At 46.4% G+C, this 21,033-nt stretch carries 23 protein-coding genes and 1 pseudogene; 10 read left to right on the top strand and 14 right to left on the bottom strand.

Annotated elements, in window-relative coordinates; translation table 11 throughout:
• Nucleotides 1-7: 7 nt before the first annotated feature.
• Nucleotides 8-325 (bottom strand): DMT family transporter, encoded by a 318-nt coding sequence (locus B2X00_RS10625; RefSeq protein ID WP_290487518.1) that lies wholly within the window; start codon nucleotides 323-325, stop codon nucleotides 8-10.
• A 180-nt stretch (nucleotides 326-505) separates the two neighbouring features.
• Here B2X00_RS10625 and B2X00_RS10620 point away from each other — a divergent pair, with 180 nt between their 5' ends.
• Nucleotides 506-1,015, top strand: coding sequence for a hypothetical protein (locus B2X00_RS10620; RefSeq protein WP_290487516.1), 510 nt, complete (start codon nucleotides 506-508; stop codon nucleotides 1,013-1,015).
• Here the strand turns inward: B2X00_RS10620 and B2X00_RS10615 are convergent.
• Nucleotides 1,012-2,043: a serine hydrolase domain-containing protein gene (locus B2X00_RS10615; protein ID WP_272978802.1), complete on the bottom strand. Its 1,032-nt coding sequence runs from the start codon at nucleotides 2,041-2,043 to the stop codon at nucleotides 1,012-1,014. The genes B2X00_RS10620 and B2X00_RS10615 overlap by 4 nt on opposite strands.
• Nucleotides 2,044-2,203: 160 nt before the next feature.
• On the opposite strand from B2X00_RS10615, the gene B2X00_RS10610 reads away from it, so the two are divergent.
• Nucleotides 2,204-2,509 (top strand): hypothetical protein, encoded by a 306-nt coding sequence (locus B2X00_RS10610; protein ID WP_290487513.1) that lies wholly within the window; start codon nucleotides 2,204-2,206, stop codon nucleotides 2,507-2,509.
• 47 nt (nucleotides 2,510-2,556) lie between these two features.
• Here B2X00_RS10610 and B2X00_RS10605 read toward each other — a convergent pair whose 3' ends face one another.
• The 9 genes from B2X00_RS10605 to B2X00_RS10565 form a co-directional block, all read right to left on the bottom strand.
• The gene (locus tag B2X00_RS10605) at nucleotides 2,557-3,285 is read right to left on the bottom strand and encodes a thioredoxin domain-containing protein (RefSeq protein WP_290487511.1); all 729 of its coding nucleotides are present in this window, start codon (nucleotides 3,283-3,285) and stop codon (nucleotides 2,557-2,559) included.
• Between the two features lie 25 nt (nucleotides 3,286-3,310).
• Nucleotides 3,311-3,811, bottom strand: coding sequence for a protein disulfide oxidoreductase (locus tag B2X00_RS10600; protein WP_290487509.1), 501 nt, complete (start codon nucleotides 3,809-3,811; stop codon nucleotides 3,311-3,313).
• On the bottom strand, nucleotides 3,804-5,780 hold the full coding sequence (locus tag B2X00_RS10595; RefSeq protein WP_290487508.1) for a protein-disulfide reductase DsbD domain-containing protein: 1,977 nt from the start codon (nucleotides 5,778-5,780) through the stop codon (nucleotides 3,804-3,806). The genes B2X00_RS10600 and B2X00_RS10595 overlap by 8 nt, the downstream gene beginning before the upstream one ends.
• 521 nt (nucleotides 5,781-6,301) lie before the next feature.
• A complete protein-coding gene (dkgB, locus tag B2X00_RS10590) occupies nucleotides 6,302-7,093 on the bottom strand; it encodes a 2,5-didehydrogluconate reductase DkgB (protein WP_290487507.1) in 792 nt (263 codons plus the stop codon).
• 23 nt (nucleotides 7,094-7,116) lie between these two features.
• On the bottom strand, nucleotides 7,117-7,644 hold the full coding sequence (locus B2X00_RS10585; protein ID WP_290487505.1) for an acyloxyacyl hydrolase: 528 nt from the start codon (nucleotides 7,642-7,644) through the stop codon (nucleotides 7,117-7,119).
• A gap of 64 nt (nucleotides 7,645-7,708) precedes the next feature.
• Nucleotides 7,709-8,338: a DNA oxidative demethylase AlkB gene (gene alkB / locus B2X00_RS10580; RefSeq protein WP_290487503.1), complete on the bottom strand. Its 630-nt coding sequence runs from the start codon at nucleotides 8,336-8,338 to the stop codon at nucleotides 7,709-7,711.
• Complete coding sequence (locus B2X00_RS10575; RefSeq protein ID WP_290487501.1) at nucleotides 8,338-9,570, bottom strand: permease; 1,233 nt, start codon at nucleotides 9,568-9,570, stop codon at nucleotides 8,338-8,340. Before B2X00_RS10575 ends, alkB begins: the two co-directional genes overlap by 1 nt.
• A 2-nt stretch (nucleotides 9,571-9,572) precedes the next feature.
• The gene (locus B2X00_RS10570) at nucleotides 9,573-10,046 is read right to left on the bottom strand and encodes a GNAT family N-acetyltransferase (RefSeq protein WP_290487499.1); all 474 of its coding nucleotides are present in this window, start codon (nucleotides 10,044-10,046) and stop codon (nucleotides 9,573-9,575) included.
• Nucleotides 10,047-10,057: 11 nt separating this feature from the next.
• Nucleotides 10,058-10,957 (bottom strand): LysR family transcriptional regulator, encoded by a 900-nt coding sequence (locus tag B2X00_RS10565; RefSeq protein ID WP_290487497.1) that lies wholly within the window; start codon nucleotides 10,955-10,957, stop codon nucleotides 10,058-10,060.
• 51 nt (nucleotides 10,958-11,008) lie between these two features.
• Here B2X00_RS10565 and B2X00_RS10560 point away from each other — a divergent pair, with 51 nt between their 5' ends.
• The 3 genes from B2X00_RS10560 (at nucleotide 11,009) to B2X00_RS10550 (ending at nucleotide 13,471) form a co-directional block, all read left to right on the top strand.
• Nucleotides 11,009-11,671 carry a LysE family translocator gene (locus B2X00_RS10560; RefSeq protein ID WP_370260053.1) on the top strand — a complete coding sequence of 221 codons (663 nt, stop codon included), beginning with the start codon at nucleotides 11,009-11,011 and terminating at the stop codon, nucleotides 11,669-11,671.
• Between the two features lie 77 nt (nucleotides 11,672-11,748).
• Nucleotides 11,749-12,630, top strand: coding sequence for a 6-carboxytetrahydropterin synthase (locus B2X00_RS10555; RefSeq protein WP_290487493.1), 882 nt, complete (start codon nucleotides 11,749-11,751; stop codon nucleotides 12,628-12,630).
• Nucleotides 12,623-13,471, top strand: coding sequence for a M23 family metallopeptidase (locus tag B2X00_RS10550; RefSeq protein WP_290487491.1), 849 nt, complete (start codon nucleotides 12,623-12,625; stop codon nucleotides 13,469-13,471). Before B2X00_RS10555 ends, B2X00_RS10550 begins: the two co-directional genes overlap by 8 nt.
• On the opposite strand, the gene B2X00_RS10545 is transcribed toward B2X00_RS10550, so the two are convergent.
• Nucleotides 13,468-15,243 (bottom strand): M61 family metallopeptidase, encoded by a 1,776-nt coding sequence (locus tag B2X00_RS10545; RefSeq protein ID WP_290487489.1) that lies wholly within the window; start codon nucleotides 15,241-15,243, stop codon nucleotides 13,468-13,470. The genes B2X00_RS10550 and B2X00_RS10545 overlap by 4 nt on opposite strands.
• A gap of 78 nt (nucleotides 15,244-15,321) precedes the next feature.
• Between B2X00_RS10545 and B2X00_RS10540 the strand changes: the two genes are divergently transcribed.
• From B2X00_RS10540 to B2X00_RS10525, 4 genes are read left to right on the top strand one after another with little or no spacing between them, the layout of a single operon-like run.
• Nucleotides 15,322-16,032, top strand: coding sequence for a flagellar brake protein (locus B2X00_RS10540; protein WP_290487487.1), 711 nt, complete (start codon nucleotides 15,322-15,324; stop codon nucleotides 16,030-16,032).
• A 33-nt stretch (nucleotides 16,033-16,065) separates the two neighbouring features.
• On the top strand, nucleotides 16,066-17,151 hold the full coding sequence (locus B2X00_RS10535; RefSeq protein WP_290487485.1) for a sensor histidine kinase: 1,086 nt from the start codon (nucleotides 16,066-16,068) through the stop codon (nucleotides 17,149-17,151).
• Nucleotides 17,148-17,972 (top strand): LytR/AlgR family response regulator transcription factor, encoded by an 825-nt coding sequence (locus B2X00_RS10530; RefSeq protein ID WP_290487484.1) that lies wholly within the window; start codon nucleotides 17,148-17,150, stop codon nucleotides 17,970-17,972. The genes B2X00_RS10535 and B2X00_RS10530 overlap by 4 nt, the downstream gene beginning before the upstream one ends.
• Nucleotides 17,972-18,820 (top strand): DUF6279 family lipoprotein, encoded by an 849-nt coding sequence (locus B2X00_RS10525; RefSeq protein ID WP_290487483.1) that lies wholly within the window; start codon nucleotides 17,972-17,974, stop codon nucleotides 18,818-18,820. The genes B2X00_RS10530 and B2X00_RS10525 overlap by 1 nt, the downstream gene beginning before the upstream one ends.
• 24 nt (nucleotides 18,821-18,844) lie before the next feature.
• Here B2X00_RS10525 and pyk read toward each other — a convergent pair whose 3' ends face one another.
• Entirely contained in the window at nucleotides 18,845-20,275 is a 1,431-nt protein-coding gene (gene pyk, locus B2X00_RS10520; protein ID WP_290487482.1) for a pyruvate kinase, read from the bottom strand.
• A 91-nt stretch (nucleotides 20,276-20,366) separates the two neighbouring features.
• On the opposite strand from pyk, the gene msrB reads away from it, so the two are divergent.
• Nucleotides 20,367-20,780: a peptide-methionine (R)-S-oxide reductase MsrB gene (gene msrB / locus B2X00_RS10515; RefSeq protein WP_290487481.1), complete on the top strand. Its 414-nt coding sequence runs from the start codon at nucleotides 20,367-20,369 to the stop codon at nucleotides 20,778-20,780.
• Here msrB and B2X00_RS10510 read toward each other — a convergent pair.
• A pseudogene (locus B2X00_RS10510) lies at nucleotides 20,743-21,033 on the bottom strand (DUF2989 domain-containing protein); the annotation flags it as partial. The gene msrB and the pseudogene B2X00_RS10510 sit on opposite strands and share 38 nt — an antisense overlap.

Below are 21,033 nucleotides of genomic sequence, written 5' to 3'. Positions count from 1 at the left end.
AATTGGGTTATTGCTTGGTTAATGACAACAGCAACAAACCACATACGATCATGCCTGCGGCAACTAGTCGCATGGGTGTTACCGCTTCAGACAAAAATACAATACCAACAATCAATGCGCCAATAGCACCGATACCCGTCCAAATAACGTAGGCTGTACCGAGGGGAATTGAGCGCATTGCTATGGCGAGCAACCAGAAGCTCGCCATCATTGCGACAATCGTAATGATGGATGGCGTTAGTCGCGTAAACCCCGCTGACTGTTTCATTGAGAATGCCCACACGATCTCAAGAAAACCCGCCAAAATGAGATAGATCCAAGACATACAAAGCTCGTCGAATTTACCAGGTCGTCCCGGTCATTGATTCCCACAACGGGGGAGGTCGTCCTCCAAACAGGCGCCAGTATAAAGGGTTTTATTGTTACTTTTTGTTAACTTTTGTTAACGCTGTGATATGATTTATGTTTCCAATAGCAAATTTAGTCAATTTACAAGGATATAAAAATGAAAAAGTTGGCATTTGGGCTCTCGGGAGCAATATGTTTACTCGGGCTAATTGGATGTGAAAGTATGGGTCGGGATTTACCCGAAGAGCCCGAGTATGTTTTGGACTTAACCGAAGAAAAAAATGGTCAGGTCGTAACCGACTACTGGGTTATGCAGAAACAAGAAAAAACACGTAACACCTCCGATAAATACGCACGGGAACTTGCACGTAACAATCAAAATGGCTGCGCCTCAATTATCTATACAATAAATAGTGAGGGACGCGTGCCAAACTACAAAGTCGAATATGCATATCCCAACGAAACGGTTGCCAAAGCAATCGCTGTGAACTTACAGTACCTTCGTTTTAAACCGACGGAACAAAATGTCGAGCGCACCCCTGTTATGACCCGAATGTTTTCGGTATTTAAGGTGGGTAAAAGTGAAGGTTCGGAAGAATTTAAAGCCGCTTGTGACGTCGATGCCAATACGATTGATAAGTTTGCGAAACAAAAAGAAGCCAGTTAAGGCTTCTTTTTTAGTATGTCCACAATACGGTTTATGTATATTTCCGAGAGGTTCCATTCGTATCCGTCAAAATCGGTCGTGTTTACGAACTGAACAACAACCGTATCGATGTCTGGGTGATACTCGGCTAAGCTCTGATAGCCGGGTATCAAACCACCGTGTTCGAACTTGTAAACCGATGAATAAATCGCTTGTTCACCCGGTGCAAATGCAGAGCCGTCGTTAAGTGCTCGAATGAATCGCCCAACATCGGTAATACTGGCAATCATCGAACCATAGTCATTTTCTTTTATATTGGGTTGTACACCGACGTAGTAACCACCCATGAGATCCTTGATATTAATTGCGTCGAGCGAGAAGTAAGTATTCTGAAGTGCTAATGGTTGTAAAATGCGATCGGTAATGTACTGTTGATACGAATAACCCACAGTATGGTTAATAATTTGGGTAAGTAGTAAATAGTTTGTATTGCAATATGCATAATCGGAATCGGGCGCAAAATCAGCGGGCTCATCCATAATAAGTGCTAGTTTTTCCGAGGCTGTTGCGGGTGGATTTGACCAGTAGTTGGGCGTATCTGTGAAGTTAGGAAGTCCACTCCGATGCTGTAAAAGCATTCGCAACGTAATTTCATTAGCGTTTGGAAGGTGCTGGCTGACTTTAGGTAACAGCTGGCTAAGCGAGTCATTTAGGGATAGCTGACCGTCGTTGATGAGCTTTGTTGTTGCTAGCGCTACATAAAGCTTACTGATACTCGCGATCTTAAATAACGCATTAGGTTCGGCAGGCAACTGCTTGGCTCTATCGTGCCACCCCGCGGTGAATATCGTTGCCGGTTGTTGTCCTTGCTGAACGTAAACAATCATTCCGTCAAAATGGTCTTGCGTCGCTTCATCTATTTGTTGCTGAATAGTGTTGGGGAGTGGCGCAAGCCAAGTGCTAACAAGTGGCCAAGGTACGAAAAACAGAGATATCACGGTTCCGATGAGTAAGGCTATGCGGAGTGACCAAAGTGCTTTTTTATTCATGTGCTTATCGCCGTATATAATCGTTTAAGAAAGCCGTTTGAGTGCACGACTTTACTCAGTATTGATTATTGTCGCTACAGAATAAATGTATCGACTTGTTTCGATTCGAAAAACCTTAGTTCGTTTTACAATGTATAATTAATAACACAGGAGCTTGCACATGAGTCGAGTGTTTATGCAGAAGAATGCGATGCCTTTGATTGCTATTATTGGTACCGTTGCCGTCATCGTTTATGGTCAGCTAATTCTCAGTTGGGGAATGTCATCCAGCGAGATGAGAGAAGTCTATTTAGGGTTGGCACTGACTGAGTTACTTATATACATAGGCTGGTCGATAGTAACTGCGTACGCGGCGGTGTTTTACAGTCTAAAAAGTAATATAGAAGCTCGCTGGAAAAAAGTCGGTCTATTATGTTTATGTGCAATTGCGCCATGGCTTGTCGGCTATTTGGTGAATCTAGCTTAAAGACTAAGGCCAAAAAAAAGGGGCATAGGAGCCCCTTAGAAAGCAATCTATAGACCGAATTCTTGCTTGGCAATTTGTTCGATCTGACCATACTGAATAAAACCAGGTATCCACTGTTCACCAATCATGATGGTAGGAGTACCACGAAACCCTAGCGCTTGAAACGTCTGTAAATTCTTCTTAATCGTTTCTTTGCTTGCTTGCGGGTCTTTCAACCACGCTTGTGTTTCCGTGCGTTCGGCGATTGCTCGAAGTGAATCTGCGTTATGCATTCCTGATTTGCTCATTAGCAGTGTATGCACATCATAGTAACTATCGGAAGCATTCGACCAAACACTCAGCCCAAACTCAGTTGCATTGGTGTTGATACCATCAACAGAGCGCTGACGTAGCGGCACAATGATATTAATGACATTGACCGATGGGTATTCTTCAATTAAACGCTCTAAACTGGGCTCCAGCTTTTTGCAGTAGGGACAGTTATAATCCGTAAAAATGACGATCGAATGCGCGGCATCAATATTGCCTAGAGTAGGGTGTGTAGAGGTATCAAAAAGCCAGTCCTTATATTCTTGGTAGGTCGCTTTTTGCGCTTTTTGTTCCTCTAGAAAGTTTTCTAATCCCTGACGCATATTTCCAATAAGTTGCGGGTTATCGCGGAGCATGGTTTCGATTTGTGCCAGATCCGTTTCTTGTTTATCGGTGAGTGATTGTGCGCTGATCGCATTGCTCATTAAAGCGGCACCAATAAAGAGTGTCATTCGTTTAAACATCATTAATTCCTTATCTTAAAAGTTAATTCTAAAATTTGCTCAACCACAAGCGTGCTAGGATCCCCGGTGGCGAAGTGAAGCCACTGGTGGCGCTGGTCACTTTATGGTTATTAATAATTAAAATGGTGGGGGTTACGCCCACATTAAATAGCCGCGATATCTGACCACGATCATCATTAATTGTTGTGAAGTCGAGTTGGTTACTTTGTAAATAAGCGGAAACCTTTTTGTCGTGTCCCGATCTCAATGCGACAGAAATAACGGTGTAGTCGTCACTTAACCAGTCCACAGTCGGCGAGACCGTTGGACACACGGGACACCAGGTCGCCCAGAAATAAAGTAGCACGGGCTCTTCTTCACTCATCTTAGCTATTGATAGCGGTTCGCCAGCCAGGCTTGTGAGTGTTAATTCGTCGGGCAACGTAGTGGGTACGTTATTGTTACGATACAAGTCGACGCCGAAGGCGATCGCGGCGGCGACAACAAGGTAACCCAGTAATTTAATAAATCTCAGACCCCATTTATTCATTTCTGGCTTCCTTGATGGCTTGCATTACGGCATCGCTGGTAAGGATGATGGGCAACTCAATCCCTTCGGGAGCGCCCGGTCCGTATACTCGGTTGTATGGCACGCCGTACTGTCCATAGGCGCGAAGATAGTCCGTGATATAATCATTTCGCACAGTCCAATCACCGCGCATACGAATCAGGTCCGGTGCTGCGAGCGCACTGTATACCGGCTCTTGCTCAAGTACACCAAGCTTATTGGCTTTACAGGTAATACACCAGTCTGCTGTGACATCCACAAATACGACTTTTCCTTGCGTAACCGCCTGATGAATCGTCTTAAACGAGAGCGTTTGCCAAGGGCGTTCGCTGGTTTGCTCTGCTGAAGTTGATTCGCTGGATGCCTCTAACCAATGCGGTGTTAACAATGTGAATAGCCAGACGCTTGTGGCGAGCAACAAGGCACCAAATATCGGCTTCACCCATTTCAGCCACGACCCGGGTTTGGGTAACAACTTACGGGTTTGTGGAAATGCCGCGATGGACAACCAAGGCAGTGCCATTCCAACACCGAGCCCGAAGAATATCAGCAGTAGTAAATACATGGGCGCGCCCAACGCGAACGCCACCGCTGTGCCTAAAAAGGGGGCGGTACACGGCGTTGCTAATACGGTGGCAAAGACGCCCTGACTGAAATGACCTAATAAGGAACTACGCTGTGATTTTAGCGCCCATTGATTGAGCCACTGCGGGAGGCGAATCTGATAAAGCCCGAACAAATTTATAGCAAAAGCCAATGTAATGAACGCCAGCACTGCGATAAACCAAGGGTTTTGAAACTGCATTCCCCAACTGATCCGCACGCCACTCAGTTTTAACAGACCGAGTAGAGTGCCAATAACGATAAAGGTGCTGATAACACCCATGGCTGTGGCGAGAAACTGATACCGAACCTCTCGCGCTGATGCGTTGCTGTTAGCGATCAAAGATTGCACCTTGATTCCAAGGACTGGTAAGACGCAGGGCATCATATTGAGAATTAAACCGCCCAGCAGAGCCGCGAATAGCGCCCCCCAAATAGTCATAGAGTCGAGGGACTCATTAGTCGTCGAGCTTTTACTCCGATCGAGTTGTGTTGTATAAGCCGCACCGAATGGATCGTCATTTACGGTGATGCTGACTCGTCGGTTAACGAGTTCTGGTAGCTCGAGCCAATGAGATGCTTTAAAGCGGGCGATTAAACGCTTCCCATCTTCGCTCATCTGCTGATCGATGAGCTTAAAAACCACTTCATCAAGTTGTTTATCGTCACTGTGCACGAATAGTTGGGGTGAATCCCAACCTGATGCGCGTGATACCTCAAAGGTTAGTCGTTGATCATCGGCGTTGTAATCAGCGCGCGTCACCTCCGCGCTGCGGAGTGGCTGCGGTACTTGACTCATTGCTTGTGCAAACGCAAAGCTCTGTTCGCTGTCTGGCGTAAGTTGGTTAACATCAATATTCAGTTGCAGCGGAAAATCGGTTAGCACACAGATATTCGTGCAGCTCGATAACGTGAATACAGCATCCAACTGAGCACTTTCAGTTGTTTCAGATACAACGATTTCGAGGGGAAACGTGACTTGGTGTTTATAGCCGGCTGTGCGAATGGATTGTACGTAATACTCACTCGGTGTTGGCCAATGCCACTTGATGCGTTCAATACCTTTTGACGAAGCCAAGTCGATACGCGGTGGAATACCGCCTTCACCCGGTGCTCGCCAGTACGTTTTCCATTCATCTTTAAGCTGCACCGTTAACAGTGCCGGTAATACGCGGGTTTCGGGATTAAATTCGCCTGTCACTTCAAGTTTGACCTTGACCGCGTCGTGATCGGGACTCGTTAACCAACCCGTGGAAGGTGAGCCCTGTGCCCAGCTGAACGGTGACATCAAAAGGCTTAAACATACGCTAAACCAGCGTAGGTAGCCTACAAATTTTGCTGTGTTCATTGATACTCCTAAAATAGCTAAAAAATACGTTTTCGAAGCAAACGTAAGAAGCTATTCCAGAAATAAGCAGAAGAGGGTGTGGCACCTTCGTTTGGGCTTTGCAAATCGATTCGCATAGCTAGGTGCAGGCGTATCGCTTTTGGAAAAGAGTACAAAGCCAATAAACGCAACAAATAATGTCATTGCGCTGATATCTAATTGACTGACTTTTAGCAAGTGTGAGGCGTGATCACACTGTTTATGGCTCGTTTGAGGCGTCTTATTACTCGTGTCGAACGATGCTGTGACTGAATTATGTTGGTCATTCAGCTGACAGGTTTTAATTAGACTAAAACGGTTACCCCAACACAACACAAAGACCACCGCGAGTGCGACACACACCGCAATGAAAGAGGGCTTTTGTGGTTTGGAGAAGGGGGTCATGGCACCGCTGACTATTCAGTATTATTTACTGTATTGTGCCAGAACGTAAGCGATGTTCAATAGGCAGCGTGCTGCGCACACTGCCTTTTACGAACTCGTTAGTCCCAGTCAGGCGAGAAGTCGGGATCGATGAGACGATCGTCTTTATCAATATCCGCGATTGCCTTCATGTCATCCTGGTCAAGCTTCAAGTTTTGCGCATCAAAATTCGACTTCAAATGGTCCACCTTGGTGGTTGACGGAATCGCGACATAGTCATTCGCCAACTGCCATGCAATAGCGACTTGTGCCGGCGAGACATTGTGTTTCTCAGCAATATCTTGCATCACTGAGTTATCCATCACAGCGCCTTTTGCCAACGGTAAATAAGCCGTTATTTTAACACCCATTTGCTTACAGGCATCGGTTATCGCATGGTTTTGAAAGAATGGATGGACCTCGATCTGATTGGTGAGGATTTTATCTTTCCCCACGTGCGCAACCGCACGATTTAACAAATCGATGGTGAAATTGGAGACACCTAGGTGCTTGATTAACCCATCTTGCTGGGCTTTCTGCAGCGCGTCTAGGGTTTCCTCAACAGGCACTTCGTCATTGGGTGAGGGCCAATGAATCAGCGCAAGATCGATGGTGTCGCGTTGTAGTTTATCGCGGCTCACTTGTAGCGAATCAAGCACGTCTTGATAGGCAAGTTTTTCATACCACACTTTGGTCGTGACAAACACGTCCTTGTTGGTGTGTTGAGCGAGTGCTTTACCGACATCGGCTTCGTTATCGTAAAACTGCGCGGTATCGATGTGCTCGTAACCCATATCAATGGCAGCACTAACGAGGTCGGTGAGTTCCTGTCCTTCTAATCTAAAGGTACCCATACCAAACTGGGGAATCATAATCGCCTCCTTTATTAAGCTATTCATATAGGTAGTACCCAATAAATCGAATAAAAGTCCAATCCATCGTTGGGCCTTTCGATATCCGCATTAGAATAATGGGAGTACTGTACTGTAATTCTTGCTTTACTATCAGCGCTATACTGCCAAGACAATCCTACGCGATCTTCAAACTGAAATTGTGTTGATAAACGGCGGTCGCTAATACGGGTTTTATCAAAATAACTACCGCCGATACCGGCCTCTAAATAGAGTGGCGTGGCGCTTTCGGTCAATTGCCATTGGAACACAGGTGACACGGTCAATGCGGTGATGTTATCGGACGTGTCGTTTGAATCCTGCCAATGATTGAGCCCCATCTCAAGACTTACTTGCGGACTGCCTGCCCAATCTAAAAAGCTGAATTGTGTACTCTCAGTGCGGTAGCCGACTCGTGCACCGCGCAATTGGTCGGTGGAATACGAAGCGGATACGTGCCATTCATCGGCCTTTACAGGTAATAAAAAGGTTGCGGCTGCCAATGCGACAGCCGCGGTTTTGATAGTGCTCATACTACTTCCTCTCACATACAGGTAATGATACATACGTGACTGTATGTAAAAGGATCAGAAAAAATTAAGCTTTTCTTAATGTGAGGTTCACACGTGTTTGTTGCGTGAGCGGGTGGGTGCCTTCGACGAGTTTATCAATTCCATGATAATTGAGTCGGCTAGGTCCGCCCCAAACTAATACATCACCGTGATTAAGGGGAATACGCTGCTTTGAACCGGTGCGTGTTTGGCCTGCCCAAATAAAGCGCGCGGGCAAGCCAAATGAATAAGAAACGACCGGCTCGTTTAGGTCGGACTCATCGCGGTCTTGGTGCAACCCCATTTTGGCACCGGGCTTATAGACATTTATTAAGCAGGCATTCGGTATGAAGTCCCGGTAGCCTGCCTGTTCAGCAATTTGTGTTGCTTCATGAAGCAAAATCGACGGCATGTCAGGCCAAGGTTTATCTGACTTGGGGTCGGTTGCTTGATAGCGGTAGCCTTTGCTATCCGAAACCCATCCGAAATCACCGCAGTTACTGCTCAGCACTGACATCGGCTTATTACCGGGCGTCATGAAGTGACGAAGCGGCGCTTGACGCACACACTCACGTATCGCCGCAAGTATATCCGCAGCCTGTTCCGAGGCATGATTCGGAAAGAGCCATGCCCCAGGCGCAAACTCAATGGGTTCAGACGCGTCCAACAGAGGCATTAAAGCGTCCCATACAGTATCAGACCTGCAATTAACCAAACGCCGGCAATAATACAAAGACCGTTCATCAAATAATCGCGCCATGAGTTACTGCTACCATGGTCGTGATCATGATGATGGTGGTGTTCGTGATGGTTATGTTGCTTTTTCTGCCGCTGAGTCAAATAGATTAAACCCGCGCTCACAGCTAAAAAGATCAGGTTAAGAATGAATCCGTAGTCGACCGAGAAGAACGCACGTTCGGTAATTTTTTGTTGCTGCGAATGATCGGGCAGGGCGTCAAAAGCAAACAAGCCATAATGCAACGTTAAGGCGGTTAATACCAAACAGACGAATAACATCAGGGCAATGTATAACGCCATTTTCCAACCGTAGTACTTAGCGTTGATACGCAACACTGGCAATACGATTAAGTCGGAGAATATAAACGCCATGACGCCCGCAAAGGCGACTCCCTCACCGTATAGCACTGCGGCGAGCGGAATGTTACCCATTGAACCAATAAAGGTGAAGAACGCGGCTAAAGGACCCACAATGGTCTGTTGTAGCACTTCGAAAAACGATGCGTCAGCGACATTGGCGCCAGAACCTTGGAATAACCAGTTAAAAAACTCACTGGGTACAAAGGCGGAAATGATACCCGCAGCAGTGAAGCCAAGAAGCACGTCTTGCCACACCATCTGCCATTCCATTTGGTATTTTTTTGCGACTTGTTGCCATGTTTCGCGTGTCAGCAAAGCGCTCCATGGCTTTGTTGAGTTATCCTCATCGTCAGTGTCTTCGTTTTTGCGAGCCGATTTAATCAAACCCGTAGGTGATGTCAGCTTAATATATAGCCAAGCAAAAGCGATAAGTAACACGCCACCAATATATTCACCTGCGACAAACTGCCAACTCAAGAAGATCGCAATCACGAACCCAAGTTCGATAACGAGGTTGGTGGATGCAAGTAAAAATGCCATGGAGGCGGGGAAAGAGGCGCCTTTATTAAACAAAGCGCGCGTTGTTGAAAGCGCTGCGAAACTGCAAGAGCTCGAAATAAACCCGAAAAAAGTGCCGAGTGTCATCGATTTAGCTGAGTCGTCACCCATCAGGCTTTTCATATGTCCACGACTGACCATGACCTGAATAAGACTACTTATTAGATATCCGAGCGCGAACGCCCACAACGCCATCCAAAAGAAACCAACACTGGTGTGTGCTGCATTTGCCCACTCTTGTAAAAAATTCATGGCTAATCCTTGTCTGTGATTTTCCTCTGCATTATGAGTCTGTGTTCACCCAGGCCGAGGTAGTTCTCAGCCTTTCTAACAACGTCGAAGCCGAGCTTTTCGTACACGCTGATTGCGGCAACGTTGCTTGGGGCAACGCTTAGAAGGATACATGTCACCCCATCTTCATCTAGACTACGCAAACTATCGCTTAACAGTTTTGTGCCCACGCCACGGCCTTGGCAACCTGGCTTTACTGCGGCGGACATCAACCATAATGTATTGGACTTTTCCGCCGGCGCGTACATGGCGTAGGCAAGGATGTCGTTGTCATCACGACAGATAAACTGAAAGCTCGGCCATTGATGTGCGGCTTGATAGAACAACAGTTCAGGATAGGCGAGGTCATCGTAGAGCTGTTGTTCGATAGATACCACCTGTGTAATCGCGTGACGTTCAAAATTAAAGCGCTCAGTTTTTAGGCTCGAAGTGGGCATGTTAGCGACTCCTAAGATGCATCGATATCTTTGACTTGTAACTTAAGCCAGTTGAGTAGCGCGACCAGCGCAACAGAATAGCGACGCTTTTTACGATACTGCGCATACACAGCTACACTCCGTGATGACTCAGTTTTACCCAACGTATGCCAGTCTGATAATGATGGATGTTGCGTCAGCTGTTCATCGACAATTGCCACACCTTGATATGTGAGTGCCAAATCGAGCGCCATAGTCGTATCGGCACACTGATTAATAGTCAGCGGGTGAGTGCGGCTTGTGTGCTGTTCTATCACTTGTTGATGCATGGGGTGTGCTTTATCGACAAACCACGTTGCCTGAGTCAAGTCACAATTTGCATCGGGACTGATCGCGACATAACTCGGTTTATAGAGTGTGGTTTGCTGTATTTGTGTATCGCGTAAAAGACTTTGGCTGATAAGCAGATCAATGTTTTCGTGTTGAATTTGACTCGCCCAGTCAGCTTGCTGTGCATCATTGACTTGCTCATCGCTACGAACAAAGCTGAGTTGGATATGAGGATAAATCGAATGAAAATCTGCCAGGCGATCTTGTAGCCAATAGCGAAGACGCTCAGAACTAATAGCCAGTGTGAGCCGGGTAATGTTATGATCAGCGGTCGAACGAGCACGTTGTATCGTGTGATCTAACTCGCGAAATATACTCTCGAGTGCAGGGGCCAGCTCTAGTCCCGCCGGCGTCAGTGCATGAACACGGTTGTCGCGTTGAAATAAACGCATGCCCAACTGATTTTCGAGTGTCTGAATCTGTCGTGTGACAGCCGCTTGGGTGACGCCCAACTGCTGAGCGGCTTGTTTGAAGGTGCCTGCACGCGCCGCGACGTCAAACACGCGCAGAGCATTCAGCGATAAGTTTGATTTAGAGCTCATAATGAACCAGCTTTATTTAATTTGAATTAACTAAAAGTTAACCTTAATTGCATGGAGGCGCAAGTCGTGTCTTATTGGGCTGAGTTTCTCACTATTGCCACTTATCATTTACTCGCCGTTGCGAGTCCGGGCCCAGACTTTGCGGTTGTCACTCGCTACAGCCTTTCTTATGGTCGTAGAGTCGGTGCGTTTGTAAGCTTAGGTGTAGCCGCCGGTATTATTTTGCATGTGACTTATTCACTGGTGGGCGTGGCCATTATTATTAAACAAACCCAGTGGTTATATGCGGCTATTTTGACAGCGGGTGCGCTCTACTTAGCCTACATGGGCGTGGGCGCACTGCAGTCAAAACCGAAACCGGCGCCCGACACGCATGAGTACGACCCGCAGCGTCCATCTGAAAGGCGCGCGTTTATGACCGGCTTTATAACCAATGGACTGAATGTCAAAGCAACGTTGTTCTTTTTGACATTATTTACGGTGGTGATTAGCCCTGACACGCCATTTGCTTGGCAGTTAAGCTATGCCATTTATTTAATTCTCGCCACGGGCGTTTGGTTTTTGTTTCTGTCCCGAGTGCTATCGTCGGAGCGCGTATTTAAACGAGTATGGCGTTACATGCACTGGGTTGATCGACTAATGGGTGTGTTATTGATTGCGTTAGCTATGCATTTATTCATTGATGTGCTCAGCCAACTGAAAATTATTGTTTAAGCCGATGAGCGCTGGGTGCGTAACCCAATGAATAGCGTTATAATTGAACCGATTTTTATGAGATGTAAGCGAGAGCTATGCTGTTATTTGTAGATGATTTGACCGTAATTGATTGTTCTTACCTATGTGCTGAGCGCGGCATCGTGGGCGAGAGTTGGATTGTAGATATTGAGCTAGATGGTTCACTCAACGAGCAATCAATGGTGCTTGATTTTGGTCGAGTAAAAAAGCAGATCAAAGCGATTATTGATCGGTCAGTTGATCACAAGCTATTAGTGCCAAGCAGTCATTCATATACACGCGTTACTCACTCTAGTGACGATGAGTCCCATTGGGTTGACTTTGTGCGACCTGAAGGCCGCTCGATTCATTTATTTTGTCCCGCTGAAGCCTTTGCTTATATCGATGCAGAAAAAGTGGATGCGCTCTCAGTCACCGACTATTTACGCGCTGTGATAAAACGAGAATTGCCTGGTAACGTTCAAGGCTTGCGCTTGTCATTGCGCCCCGAGGCGATAGATGGCTTCTATTATCATTATACTCATGGGCTAAAGAAACATGACGGTAACTGCCAGCGTATCGCTCACGGTCACCGCTCAAAAATTCAAATTGCGTTGGATAATATTCGTCAGCCGGTGCTTGAGAAACAATGGTCCGAACGATGGGCTGATATTTATATTGGCTCAGAAGAGGATAAAGCCGAAATCAAAAGTCTACAGCGCTCGGAGTCGGCGAAGCAACTCAGTGAAGCAACTCATGTTGGCTATAGTTATGTTGCTGACCAAGGCTTGTTTGAATTAATTGTGCCCAAAAGCGAGAACGATTTTATTGATTCCGACTCTACAGTGGAGTGCATTGCAGAATTTATTGCAGCAAAAATCAAACAAGACCATCCTGAACAACGTGTAAGAGTCAAAGCGTTTGAAGGCGTTGGTAAAGGAGCTATTGCATATGCTTAACCGTTTAAAGCCGATGGTCTCGGTATTATCGATATTGAGTATTGCTTGCGCGAGCGTGGCCTCTGCGGCTCAACAGGATACGCCCATTACATGGTATGGCGAGTTGACTCAAGGCGCACTGCTGATCGGTCAAGTTGAGCCTGACTCACAGGTGGTTTATCAAGGTGAGTCACTTGATATCACTGATGATGGTTACTTTGTTATTGGCTTTGGTCGCGATGCAGCGTTGAATCAAACTCTTGAAGTGCGTGATGGCTCAGAAAAAACGCCGATTAATCTGACTTTAAGCAAACGCGAATACAAGATTGATCGCGTTGAGGGCGTACCGCAAAAAACAGTCACGCCGGATCCCGAGCAAGTTAAACGCGCCAAGGCTGAAGCAGCTAAAGTATGGCGCGCTCGCCAAACTGATTCGAAACGAATGGACTTTATGACTCCGGTACGTAAGCCCGCGGAAGGGCGTATCAGCGGTGTTTATGGTTCACAGCGATTCTACAATGGTGAACCGCGTCGTCCCCATTACGGTGAAGATATTGCCGCACCGACTGGAACACCCGTCTACGCGCCTTGGAGTGGAGTAGTCACCTTAGCTGAGCCTGATTTATTTTATTCAGGTGGCACGCTGATTATCGACCACGGCTATCGTGTGAACACCACCTACCTGCATTTAAGCAAACTGTCAGTGGAGGTCGGCGATACTATCCAGCAAGGCGAAAAAATTGGTGAAATAGGCGCGTCGGGGCGCGCTACCGGGCCTCACCTTGATTGGCGCGTAAACTGGGGTAACGAGCGTCTCGATCCTGCATTGTTACCCCAGCTGTATCCTCTGGCAACTAATTAAGGGCTGGTCTTCAACCAATTATTAAGATGCTCAGGCTGCGTGATGGAAAGCACGTAGCTTGTTTTCTTAGGTGCTTGCCAGGTCAGCTTTAATGTTCGTAATTCGTCTCGTCTAAAGGCGTGCACGGTGACACTATCGCCCGGCTTGAAAGCATCCAATATTTCGTTGATGTTATCGCTGGTAACCTGGAGGTGGTCGATGGCTATTATGCGGTCATTGGCCGATAGCCCTGCTTCATAAGCGCTTTCATCGTGGTACACCTGCGTTAACTCCAATCCTTGAGGATGGTTTTTGTAACGCGCTCCTAAGGTCACTTTAGCGGACTTTTCGGGTAATTTGCCGTTACTTTGTAAGTCGTTCGCGGGCACGTGTCGTGCCACCTTAACGCCAAAGTTTTCTAACAGCTCTGACACAGGCAGTTGCTCACGAGAATATAGCGCGTTATGAAGCATCTCGTTGACATCAAGTGCGGTATAGTGGCTCAAGTACTCGAAAAAAGTATGATCTTCAGTACCTTCTCCGGTTTTACCGTAGCGGTGCCAAAAGTCGTGCATTATTTGCTGTAAATCGAGTTGATGATCGCTTTGTAGACGAATGGTTAAGTCCAAACACAAGGCGATAAGAGCCCCTTTAGCGTAGTAACTAACAATGCTATTAGGCGCGTTTTCATTCTGTTGGTAGAACTTGGTCCAAGCTAAAAAGCTCGATTCAGTCACGGATTGTTGATGCTGTCCGACACCGCGCTCAACACGCGCCAAGGTGTTGCCTAGCAAACGTAAATAACGATCGGCAGAAATAATGCCTGCACGATGAAGCAGGTAATCATCAAAATATGAGGTCATGCCCTCGTAGAACCACAGTTGCTCTGTGTAGGTTTCTTGCTCCAGCGGGTAGGGAATGAAAGCTTTAGGCTTGAGCGTTTTGATGTTCCAACTGTGAAAATACTCATGGCAACACAAACTTAAGAATGTTTCGTAATTATCGTCCACCTTAGTTTGCCCAGGCTTGATGAGATCCTTGCGGCTGCACACCAGTGCGGTCGAGTTATTATGTTCGAGGCCGCCAAAACCATCGCCTACGACCATGGTTAAGAACGTATAGTGCTTAAAGGGTGCAGGTTCGCCGAACATTTTAAGCTGATACTCGCAAATACGCGCTAGGTCCGCGGTGATGCGGGAAGTATCGGCTTTGTGTCGACCGCTCAGTACTAAAGAGTGTTTAATACCGTGGGCAATAAACTCTTCAATGGTCAGATCACCCAGCAAGAATGGGTAATCAATTAATTTGTCGTAGTTTTCCGCTTCAAATTCACCCCAGCTGTGCGCATTTCCGGATACGCGCGGCATACCGGTTGCAATACGCCAATGCGCGACGCTATCGCTTGGCTCGAGGGTCAATCGACAAGGGTTCTGCTCTTGGCCAGCGACGGCAAGGCAGAGCGATGTGTTGTTGAAAAAGCCTTGTAACTCATCAAGATACGCGCTGCGAACGGAAAGATCGAAAGCATATACTTGGTAACTTACTTGCACAGCGTGATCACAAGGCTCGAGGCGCCAGCGATTTTTGCTGATTTGATCGAGCTTAATGGCACGTCCATCGTGTTCGGCATAAACGCCGATAATATGTTTGCTAAAATCGCGGATGAGATAGCTGCCGGGTATCCAATTCGGTAACCAGAGTTCTTGACCATCAGGATGCGGCTTTTCAATACGCAGCGTGACCTCAAATAAATGACCTTTAGGGTCAATTGGGTTAATGTAGTAATGGTTCAAACTGATACTCCTTTGCTTGACAGTCAATGACTTCTGGCGATTATATTAACATACTCGGTTTTATTGATAGGGGATTGCATGACGGCAAAAATCAAGCAGCTGACGGTGGGGCAAAAAGTAGAAATACAAATTTCCGGCCTCAATGTACCAGCGCGTTTTCAGACGGACTTTATAGGGGCTGTCATGGGCCGTTGGTTTATCGTCAATATGCCTGATTCTCGGCGCTATGGTGAATTAAGGGAACATCTTTATGAGGGCGTGCCGATTATCGTGCGCTTTGTGCTAGAAAACGAAAATGGTGAAATCTGCGCATTCAGAAGTGACATTGACTTTGTCGTCGCCCACCCAACCAAAATGCTGTTTTTAGATTGGCCCAAACAAGTTGAGAGTCGCGTGATAAGGCAGGGCCGTCGTTTTGATGCCTATTTGCCGTGTGCCGTTGAACGCCTATCAGAAGATAATAAAGTCAATGCTTCAGTGGAGGCAATTATTTTAGATGTATCGGAAACCGGTTGTAAGTTGCGCTACTTACTTGATGAACACGATACTGAAGATGAACAAGATAAAGAGCAAGGTATTGAGTGGAAATCCGGCGATCGGGTTAACATTATCGTCAAGCAAAAGTCAGGAAATACCGTCAAATTGGGCAGTATTGTTAGGCAAGTGAAAGCATCTGATGATGAAGTCACGCTGGGTGTGCAGTTTAATAGCCAACAAAAAGAAGCCATTAACGGCCTGTTTGCAGGCAGTCTCGTTGATATTGACGCCTTATCGCGCTCGCAATCATGAGCTTGCGTTTGTACAGGTAAAAGGTTGAATACGTTGGTAAAAGCAATTTTAAACACATCCTGGTTTCCGAGCTCTGATCGCTGGTTCTGGTTACTGCAGTTTGGCGGTTGGGCAGGCTATGCGCTTGTAAACTATATCGGCTCATTGATGCACGAAATGCGCGATATTTATGGTGTTGTGCTGATTTTAGGGGCTTACACTGGTTTTTTCATGACGCTGCCGCTGCGCTATTTTTACCAACGGGTATGGGAGTGGCATCCATTACTGTTAATGCTCGTGGTCATTTTAGCGAGTTACACGATTGCGTGTTTGTGGGCAGTAATAGATAACGCGACCTACTGGGAAATCTACAAATTCGGATTTACACCAGATAGTAAACTTGCTTACTTCAAAAATAACATCGCTAAATTTTACATCGTGTTGAGTTGGAGCGGTTTGTACTTTGGTATCAAGTATTACCGTATGCTACAAAGCGAAAAACAAAAGGCATTGATGGCGTCTTCAATGGCGCACCAAGCGCAACTTAAAATGCTGCGCTATCAACTGAACCCTCATTTCTTATTCAACAGCCTCAATGCGATTTCAACGCTGATCTTGGTCAAAGATACTGAAATCGCGAATAAGATGGTTAATCGATTAAGCCACTTCCTGCGCTTTTCCTTGGATAACGACCCGATTAAAAAAATCACGTTAAAGAAGGAAGTCGAGGCGCTGATGCTGTATCTCGATATCGAAAAAGTCCGCTTTGATGAACGATTAGAGATTATTATTGATGTCAGCGATGAAGCTAAAAAGGCGTTGGTGCCCAGTTTGCTGTTCCAGCCGTTAATCGAGAATGCGATAAAGTATGCGATTGCTAAAACTGAGGATCAGGGCGTATTATCGTTAACGGCTTATATTGAACGCGGTGAGCTAAAAGTACGCTTATGCGATAATGGGCCCAATGCACCTGAACAGCCCGAATTATTAATGCGTAATGCAGGTGTGGGTTTAAAGAATACGCGTGAGCGATTATCAGCTTTGTATGGTAATGATTTCAGCTTCCGTATGACGAAAAATAAACCGCAAGGCTTATGCGTTGAGATTGTATTGCCTTATGAAACATTGGAGAGTGTATGAGTCGTAGTTTTACTGCTTACATCGTGGACGATGAATCGTTAGCACGTAAAGGACTAGCCATCCGATTGGAGTCATTCGACGAAATTAAGTTGATCGGTCATCAAGGCAATAGTCGTGAAGCCATTGCAGAAATTAGTGCGTTGAAGCCTGATATCGTATTTTTAGATATTCAGATGCCAGGCTTGAACGGATTTGACGTGCTCAAGTCACTTCAACAGAGTATGCAGGTGTTACCTGCGATTGTGTTTGTGACAGCGTTCGATCAATACGCTATTCGCGCTTTTGAGGTCCGTGCATTGGATTACTTGTTAAAGCCTGTTGATGAAGAGCGCCTGGCCGAAACGATTGAGCGGGTCAAACAGGAGCTTGAGCCTAATGAGTTTGATGCGACACAGCAAAAGTTAGTGAATCTAGTCGCTGAGGTCACGGGCGAAGATTGCGATGTGATCCTCGAGCGGCTCGCCAGTGGCGATGATGTTCCGATGAGTCGGTATCCGGAACATATTGCGATAAAAGACAGTGGCGAAATCACGCGAGTGCCCATCAATGCGATTGAATGGGTCGATGCGGCGGGCGACTACATGTGCATTCACGCCAGCGGTGAAACGTTTATTTTGCGTCGAACAATGAAGGAGCTTGAGAAAGAGCTTAACCCTAATTTGTTTCAGCGTATCCATCGTTCTGCGATTGTGAACGTCAACCAAGTCGAGAAGTTATGCACACGTCAAAACGGCGAATACCATATTTCACTCAAGAATGGTCAAAAATTAAAAGTCAGTCGTAGTTACAAAGATAGGATCAAACAACTGATATTAAATTAATGCGTCGAATCTATGCAGTAGTACTTGTTCTATCAATCGTATTAGTCGGATGTACGGCTCAGTTTGGTTATCGCTACTTCGACACTTTTATAGAGTGGCAACTCGATGATTATGTCGAGCTAACAGATGACCAGCAAGAGCGTGCATCTGAAATCATTGATGAGCTCCATCAATGGCATGCTACGAAGCAAATTCCTCAATACCGCGTCCGCCTTCAAAGTTTACGTCAGGCACTTGCCGAAGACACTGTGGACCGTGACTTGCTTGAGCAAATCGAGATGGACGCCTGGTATTTTTGGCAGCAAATAAAAGACCAAATTGCCGCCCGTACGGACTTTCTCAACACGTTGTCGGATGTGCAGAAGCAGCAGCTAATAGCGTCAATGCAATCAAAAATTGATGAGCAGCGCGAAGAGGAGGCTGAGGAGGGCGATGACCTATTTGCTTCTTATGACCGTGTTAAGCGTCGGCAAGAGTCGATTGAAGAGCGCTTGGGCACTTTGACTGACGCACAACGGCAATTGATTAAAGTGTGGGTGACTGAATCTGAAGCGGTGCCAAACGATTATGACTGGTTAGCCTATCGTCAACGCTGGCTTGACGCTTTCGAGAAGGCGTTATTACAGTCGCCTATCAAAGCCGAAAGAATCGAGTCATTAATCACCGATCCAGAACAAATGTTGTCCGACGAACAGCGCGAAAACCGTCGAACCAAAGCCGCCATTCGTCATCAATACCTTGCAAAGTTGAGTGGGACTCTGAACCAAGAACAGCGTGATACTCTAATTGAACAGCTAGACGAGTATATTGAGACATGCCGAGATATTGAGGCACACTTTGGTGGGTAACCAAGCGTGTGCCTCACGCGCTTATTATTGAACTTCAATAACCTTACAGGTATTACTTGAGCCTACGGTTTCCATTACATCGCCATGGGTTAATACCACTAAGTCGCCTTTTGCCACATGACCTAAACCTTTGATAACACCAATAGCATCTAAAATTGGGTTTTCTGATTGAGTTGAGTCAAATTGAATAGGATATACACCCCGGTATAGCGCACACTTGTGACGGCTACCTGAATGACGTGACATGGAAAAAATGGGTAAGTGCGAGGTAATACGCGACATTAACTTAGCAGTGAAGCCCGATTCGGTCAGTGCAATAATGGCTTTCACACCGGTCAAGTGAGTTGCGGCATACATCGCCGACATCGCTGCTGCTTCTGAAATGCTCGAAAAATGTTCCTCTAAATCGTGATGCTTTAACTGAGCACTCGGATGTGTCTCTGCACCCAAACAAATTTCTGCCATTGCTTTGACTGTTTCGACGGGGTGTTTACCGGCCGCGGTCTCAGCTGAAAGCATAACCGCATCGGTGCCATCAAGCACCGCGTTAGCAACGTCCATAACTTCGGCACGGGTAGGCATCGGGTTTTCGATCATCGACTCCATCATTTGTGTTGCGGTGATCACGACTTTGTTTAATTGACGTGCCCGGCTGATGATGAGTTTCTGTTTACCCACAAGTTGGGCATCACCGATTTCAACACCTAAATCACCCCGTGCAACCATGACCGCATCCGAAGCGCGAACAATATCGTCTAACGCGTGTTCTGAGGCAACCGCCTCAGCTCGTTCGATTTTCGCACACAAGACACCATCGCCACCCGCTGCACGTAATAACTGGCGAGCTTCATTAATGTCATCACCGCTGCGAGGGAACGACACGGCTAAGTAGTCAACACCAATTTTTGCAGCCGTCTTAATGTCTTCTAAATCTTTCTCAGTGAGTGCCTTAGCTGAAAGCCCACCACCAAGTCGATTAATACCTTTATTATTGGATAATTGGCCACCCACAACGACAGCGGTATGCACTGCAGTACCGTCGATATCAGTAACCTCTAAACGAATACGGCCGTCGTCCAACAATAAAATGTCACCGGGGGCTACATCGTGTGGAAGTGCTTTATAATCAAGTCCAACGATTTGCTCGTTGCCTGATTGGCTGTCGTACTCGGCATCGAGTGTGAACTTCTCACCTTGAGAAAGTGTGACTTTGTCGTTTTTGAAGCGTGCTACCCGTATCTTTGGTCCTTGCAGATCACCTAAGATGGCGACGTGTGCTTTTAATTCAGCGGATAGCTTACGAACCATTTCAGCGCGTTTGATGTGATCGTCCGCCGAACCATGAGAGAAGTTTAGACGTACTACATTAGCACCTGCTTGTATAAGTGACTTAAGAACACTAGGGTCATCAGTAGCAGGACCTAGGGTGGTAACGATCTTTGTACGACGCAACATGTAAAACTCCGAGCAGCTGAAAGTGATTGAGTCTTAAGTCTAACACAGTGTTTGTTAACAAAGTAAGACAGAACAGAGACATAGGTGAGTAATGAGTAATCAGCAAAACGACACTAATTGGAACGACCTCAGTGAAGAACAATGGCGTGAGCGGTTAACACCTGAGCAATACCAGATTCTGCGTCAGCAGGGCACAGAAGCCCCCTTTAGTGGCGATTTTATTCAGGTGAATGAAAACGGCGAGTATCACTGTGCTGGCTGCGGGCAATTATTGTTTACTGGGCAGCAGCAGTTTGAAGGGCATTGTGGTTGGCCAAGCTTTGATGAGGCCATTGATGGAGCCGTCGAGTACTGTGAGGACGCTAGCCATGGCATGCAACGAATTGAGATTGTGTGTAGCCGCTGCAAGGGGCATTTAGGTCATGTGTTTAACGATGGCCCCACAGCAACGGGGCAACGCTATTGCGTTAACTCGTTGGCGCTGACCAATCAGGGTAAAGATTAAATTGTCCTTCTTCAATTTGGTCAATAATGTCTTCTGCCGAGTCGGCAAGCGTCTCTTTGCGCTCGTCTGATTGTGTGAAGATAGTGCCAAGCTGATCGGCTTGCAGTACTTCTGAGTTAAATTGGATTGCGACAAGCGCCCAAATGTAAGCTTCATCTGTGCGTTGGTTGTTTAAATAATAGGTCACCAGTAATTCGGGGATCTCAACGTTAAAGCGTTGTTGTGGCTTATATAATCGCAATGCTCGGTATAA

This window comes from Idiomarina sp. UBA3162 (assembly GCF_002364475.1).
Lineage (GTDB): Bacteria > Pseudomonadota > Gammaproteobacteria > Enterobacterales > Alteromonadaceae > Idiomarina.
The sequence above is the reverse complement of the archived record's forward strand: the minus strand, read 5'-3'. Positions and strand labels throughout refer to the sequence as shown.

Coding starts and splice junctions, on each gene's coding strand:
- B2X00_RS10625 (WP_290487518.1), bottom strand. CDS start 325: ATGTCTTGGATCTATCTCATTTTGGCGGGTTTTCTTGAGATCGTGTGG.
- B2X00_RS10620 (WP_290487516.1), top strand. CDS start 506: ATGAAAAAGTTGGCATTTGGGCTCTCGGGAGCAATATGTTTACTCGGG.
- B2X00_RS10615 (WP_272978802.1), bottom strand. CDS start 2,043: ATGAATAAAAAAGCACTTTGGTCACTCCGCATAGCCTTACTCATCGGA.
- B2X00_RS10610 (WP_290487513.1), top strand. CDS start 2,204: ATGAGTCGAGTGTTTATGCAGAAGAATGCGATGCCTTTGATTGCTATT.
- B2X00_RS10605 (WP_290487511.1), bottom strand. CDS start 3,285: ATGATGTTTAAACGAATGACACTCTTTATTGGTGCCGCTTTAATGAGC.
- B2X00_RS10600 (WP_290487509.1), bottom strand. CDS start 3,811: ATGAATAAATGGGGTCTGAGATTTATTAAATTACTGGGTTACCTTGTT.
- B2X00_RS10595 (WP_290487508.1), bottom strand. CDS start 5,780: ATGAACACAGCAAAATTTGTAGGCTACCTACGCTGGTTTAGCGTATGT.
- dkgB (WP_290487507.1), bottom strand. CDS start 7,093: ATGATTCCCCAGTTTGGTATGGGTACCTTTAGATTAGAAGGACAGGAA.
- B2X00_RS10585 (WP_290487505.1), bottom strand. CDS start 7,644: ATGAGCACTATCAAAACCGCGGCTGTCGCATTGGCAGCCGCAACCTTT.
- alkB (WP_290487503.1), bottom strand. CDS start 8,338: ATGCCTCTGTTGGACGCGTCTGAACCCATTGAGTTTGCGCCTGGGGCA.
- B2X00_RS10575 (WP_290487501.1), bottom strand. CDS start 9,570: ATGAATTTTTTACAAGAGTGGGCAAATGCAGCACACACCAGTGTTGGT.
- B2X00_RS10570 (WP_290487499.1), bottom strand. CDS start 10,046: ATGCCCACTTCGAGCCTAAAAACTGAGCGCTTTAATTTTGAACGTCAC.
- B2X00_RS10565 (WP_290487497.1), bottom strand. CDS start 10,957: ATGAGCTCTAAATCAAACTTATCGCTGAATGCTCTGCGCGTGTTTGAC.
- B2X00_RS10560 (WP_370260053.1), top strand. CDS start 11,009: ATGGAGGCGCAAGTCGTGTCTTATTGGGCTGAGTTTCTCACTATTGCC.
- B2X00_RS10555 (WP_290487493.1), top strand. CDS start 11,749: ATGCTGTTATTTGTAGATGATTTGACCGTAATTGATTGTTCTTACCTA.
- B2X00_RS10550 (WP_290487491.1), top strand. CDS start 12,623: ATGCTTAACCGTTTAAAGCCGATGGTCTCGGTATTATCGATATTGAGT.
- B2X00_RS10540 (WP_290487487.1), top strand. CDS start 15,322: ATGACGGCAAAAATCAAGCAGCTGACGGTGGGGCAAAAAGTAGAAATA.
- B2X00_RS10530 (WP_290487484.1), top strand. CDS start 17,148: ATGAGTCGTAGTTTTACTGCTTACATCGTGGACGATGAATCGTTAGCA.
- B2X00_RS10525 (WP_290487483.1), top strand. CDS start 17,972: ATGCGTCGAATCTATGCAGTAGTACTTGTTCTATCAATCGTATTAGTC.
- pyk (WP_290487482.1), bottom strand. CDS start 20,275: ATGTTGCGTCGTACAAAGATCGTTACCACCCTAGGTCCTGCTACTGAT.
- msrB (WP_290487481.1), top strand. CDS start 20,367: ATGAGTAATCAGCAAAACGACACTAATTGGAACGACCTCAGTGAAGAA.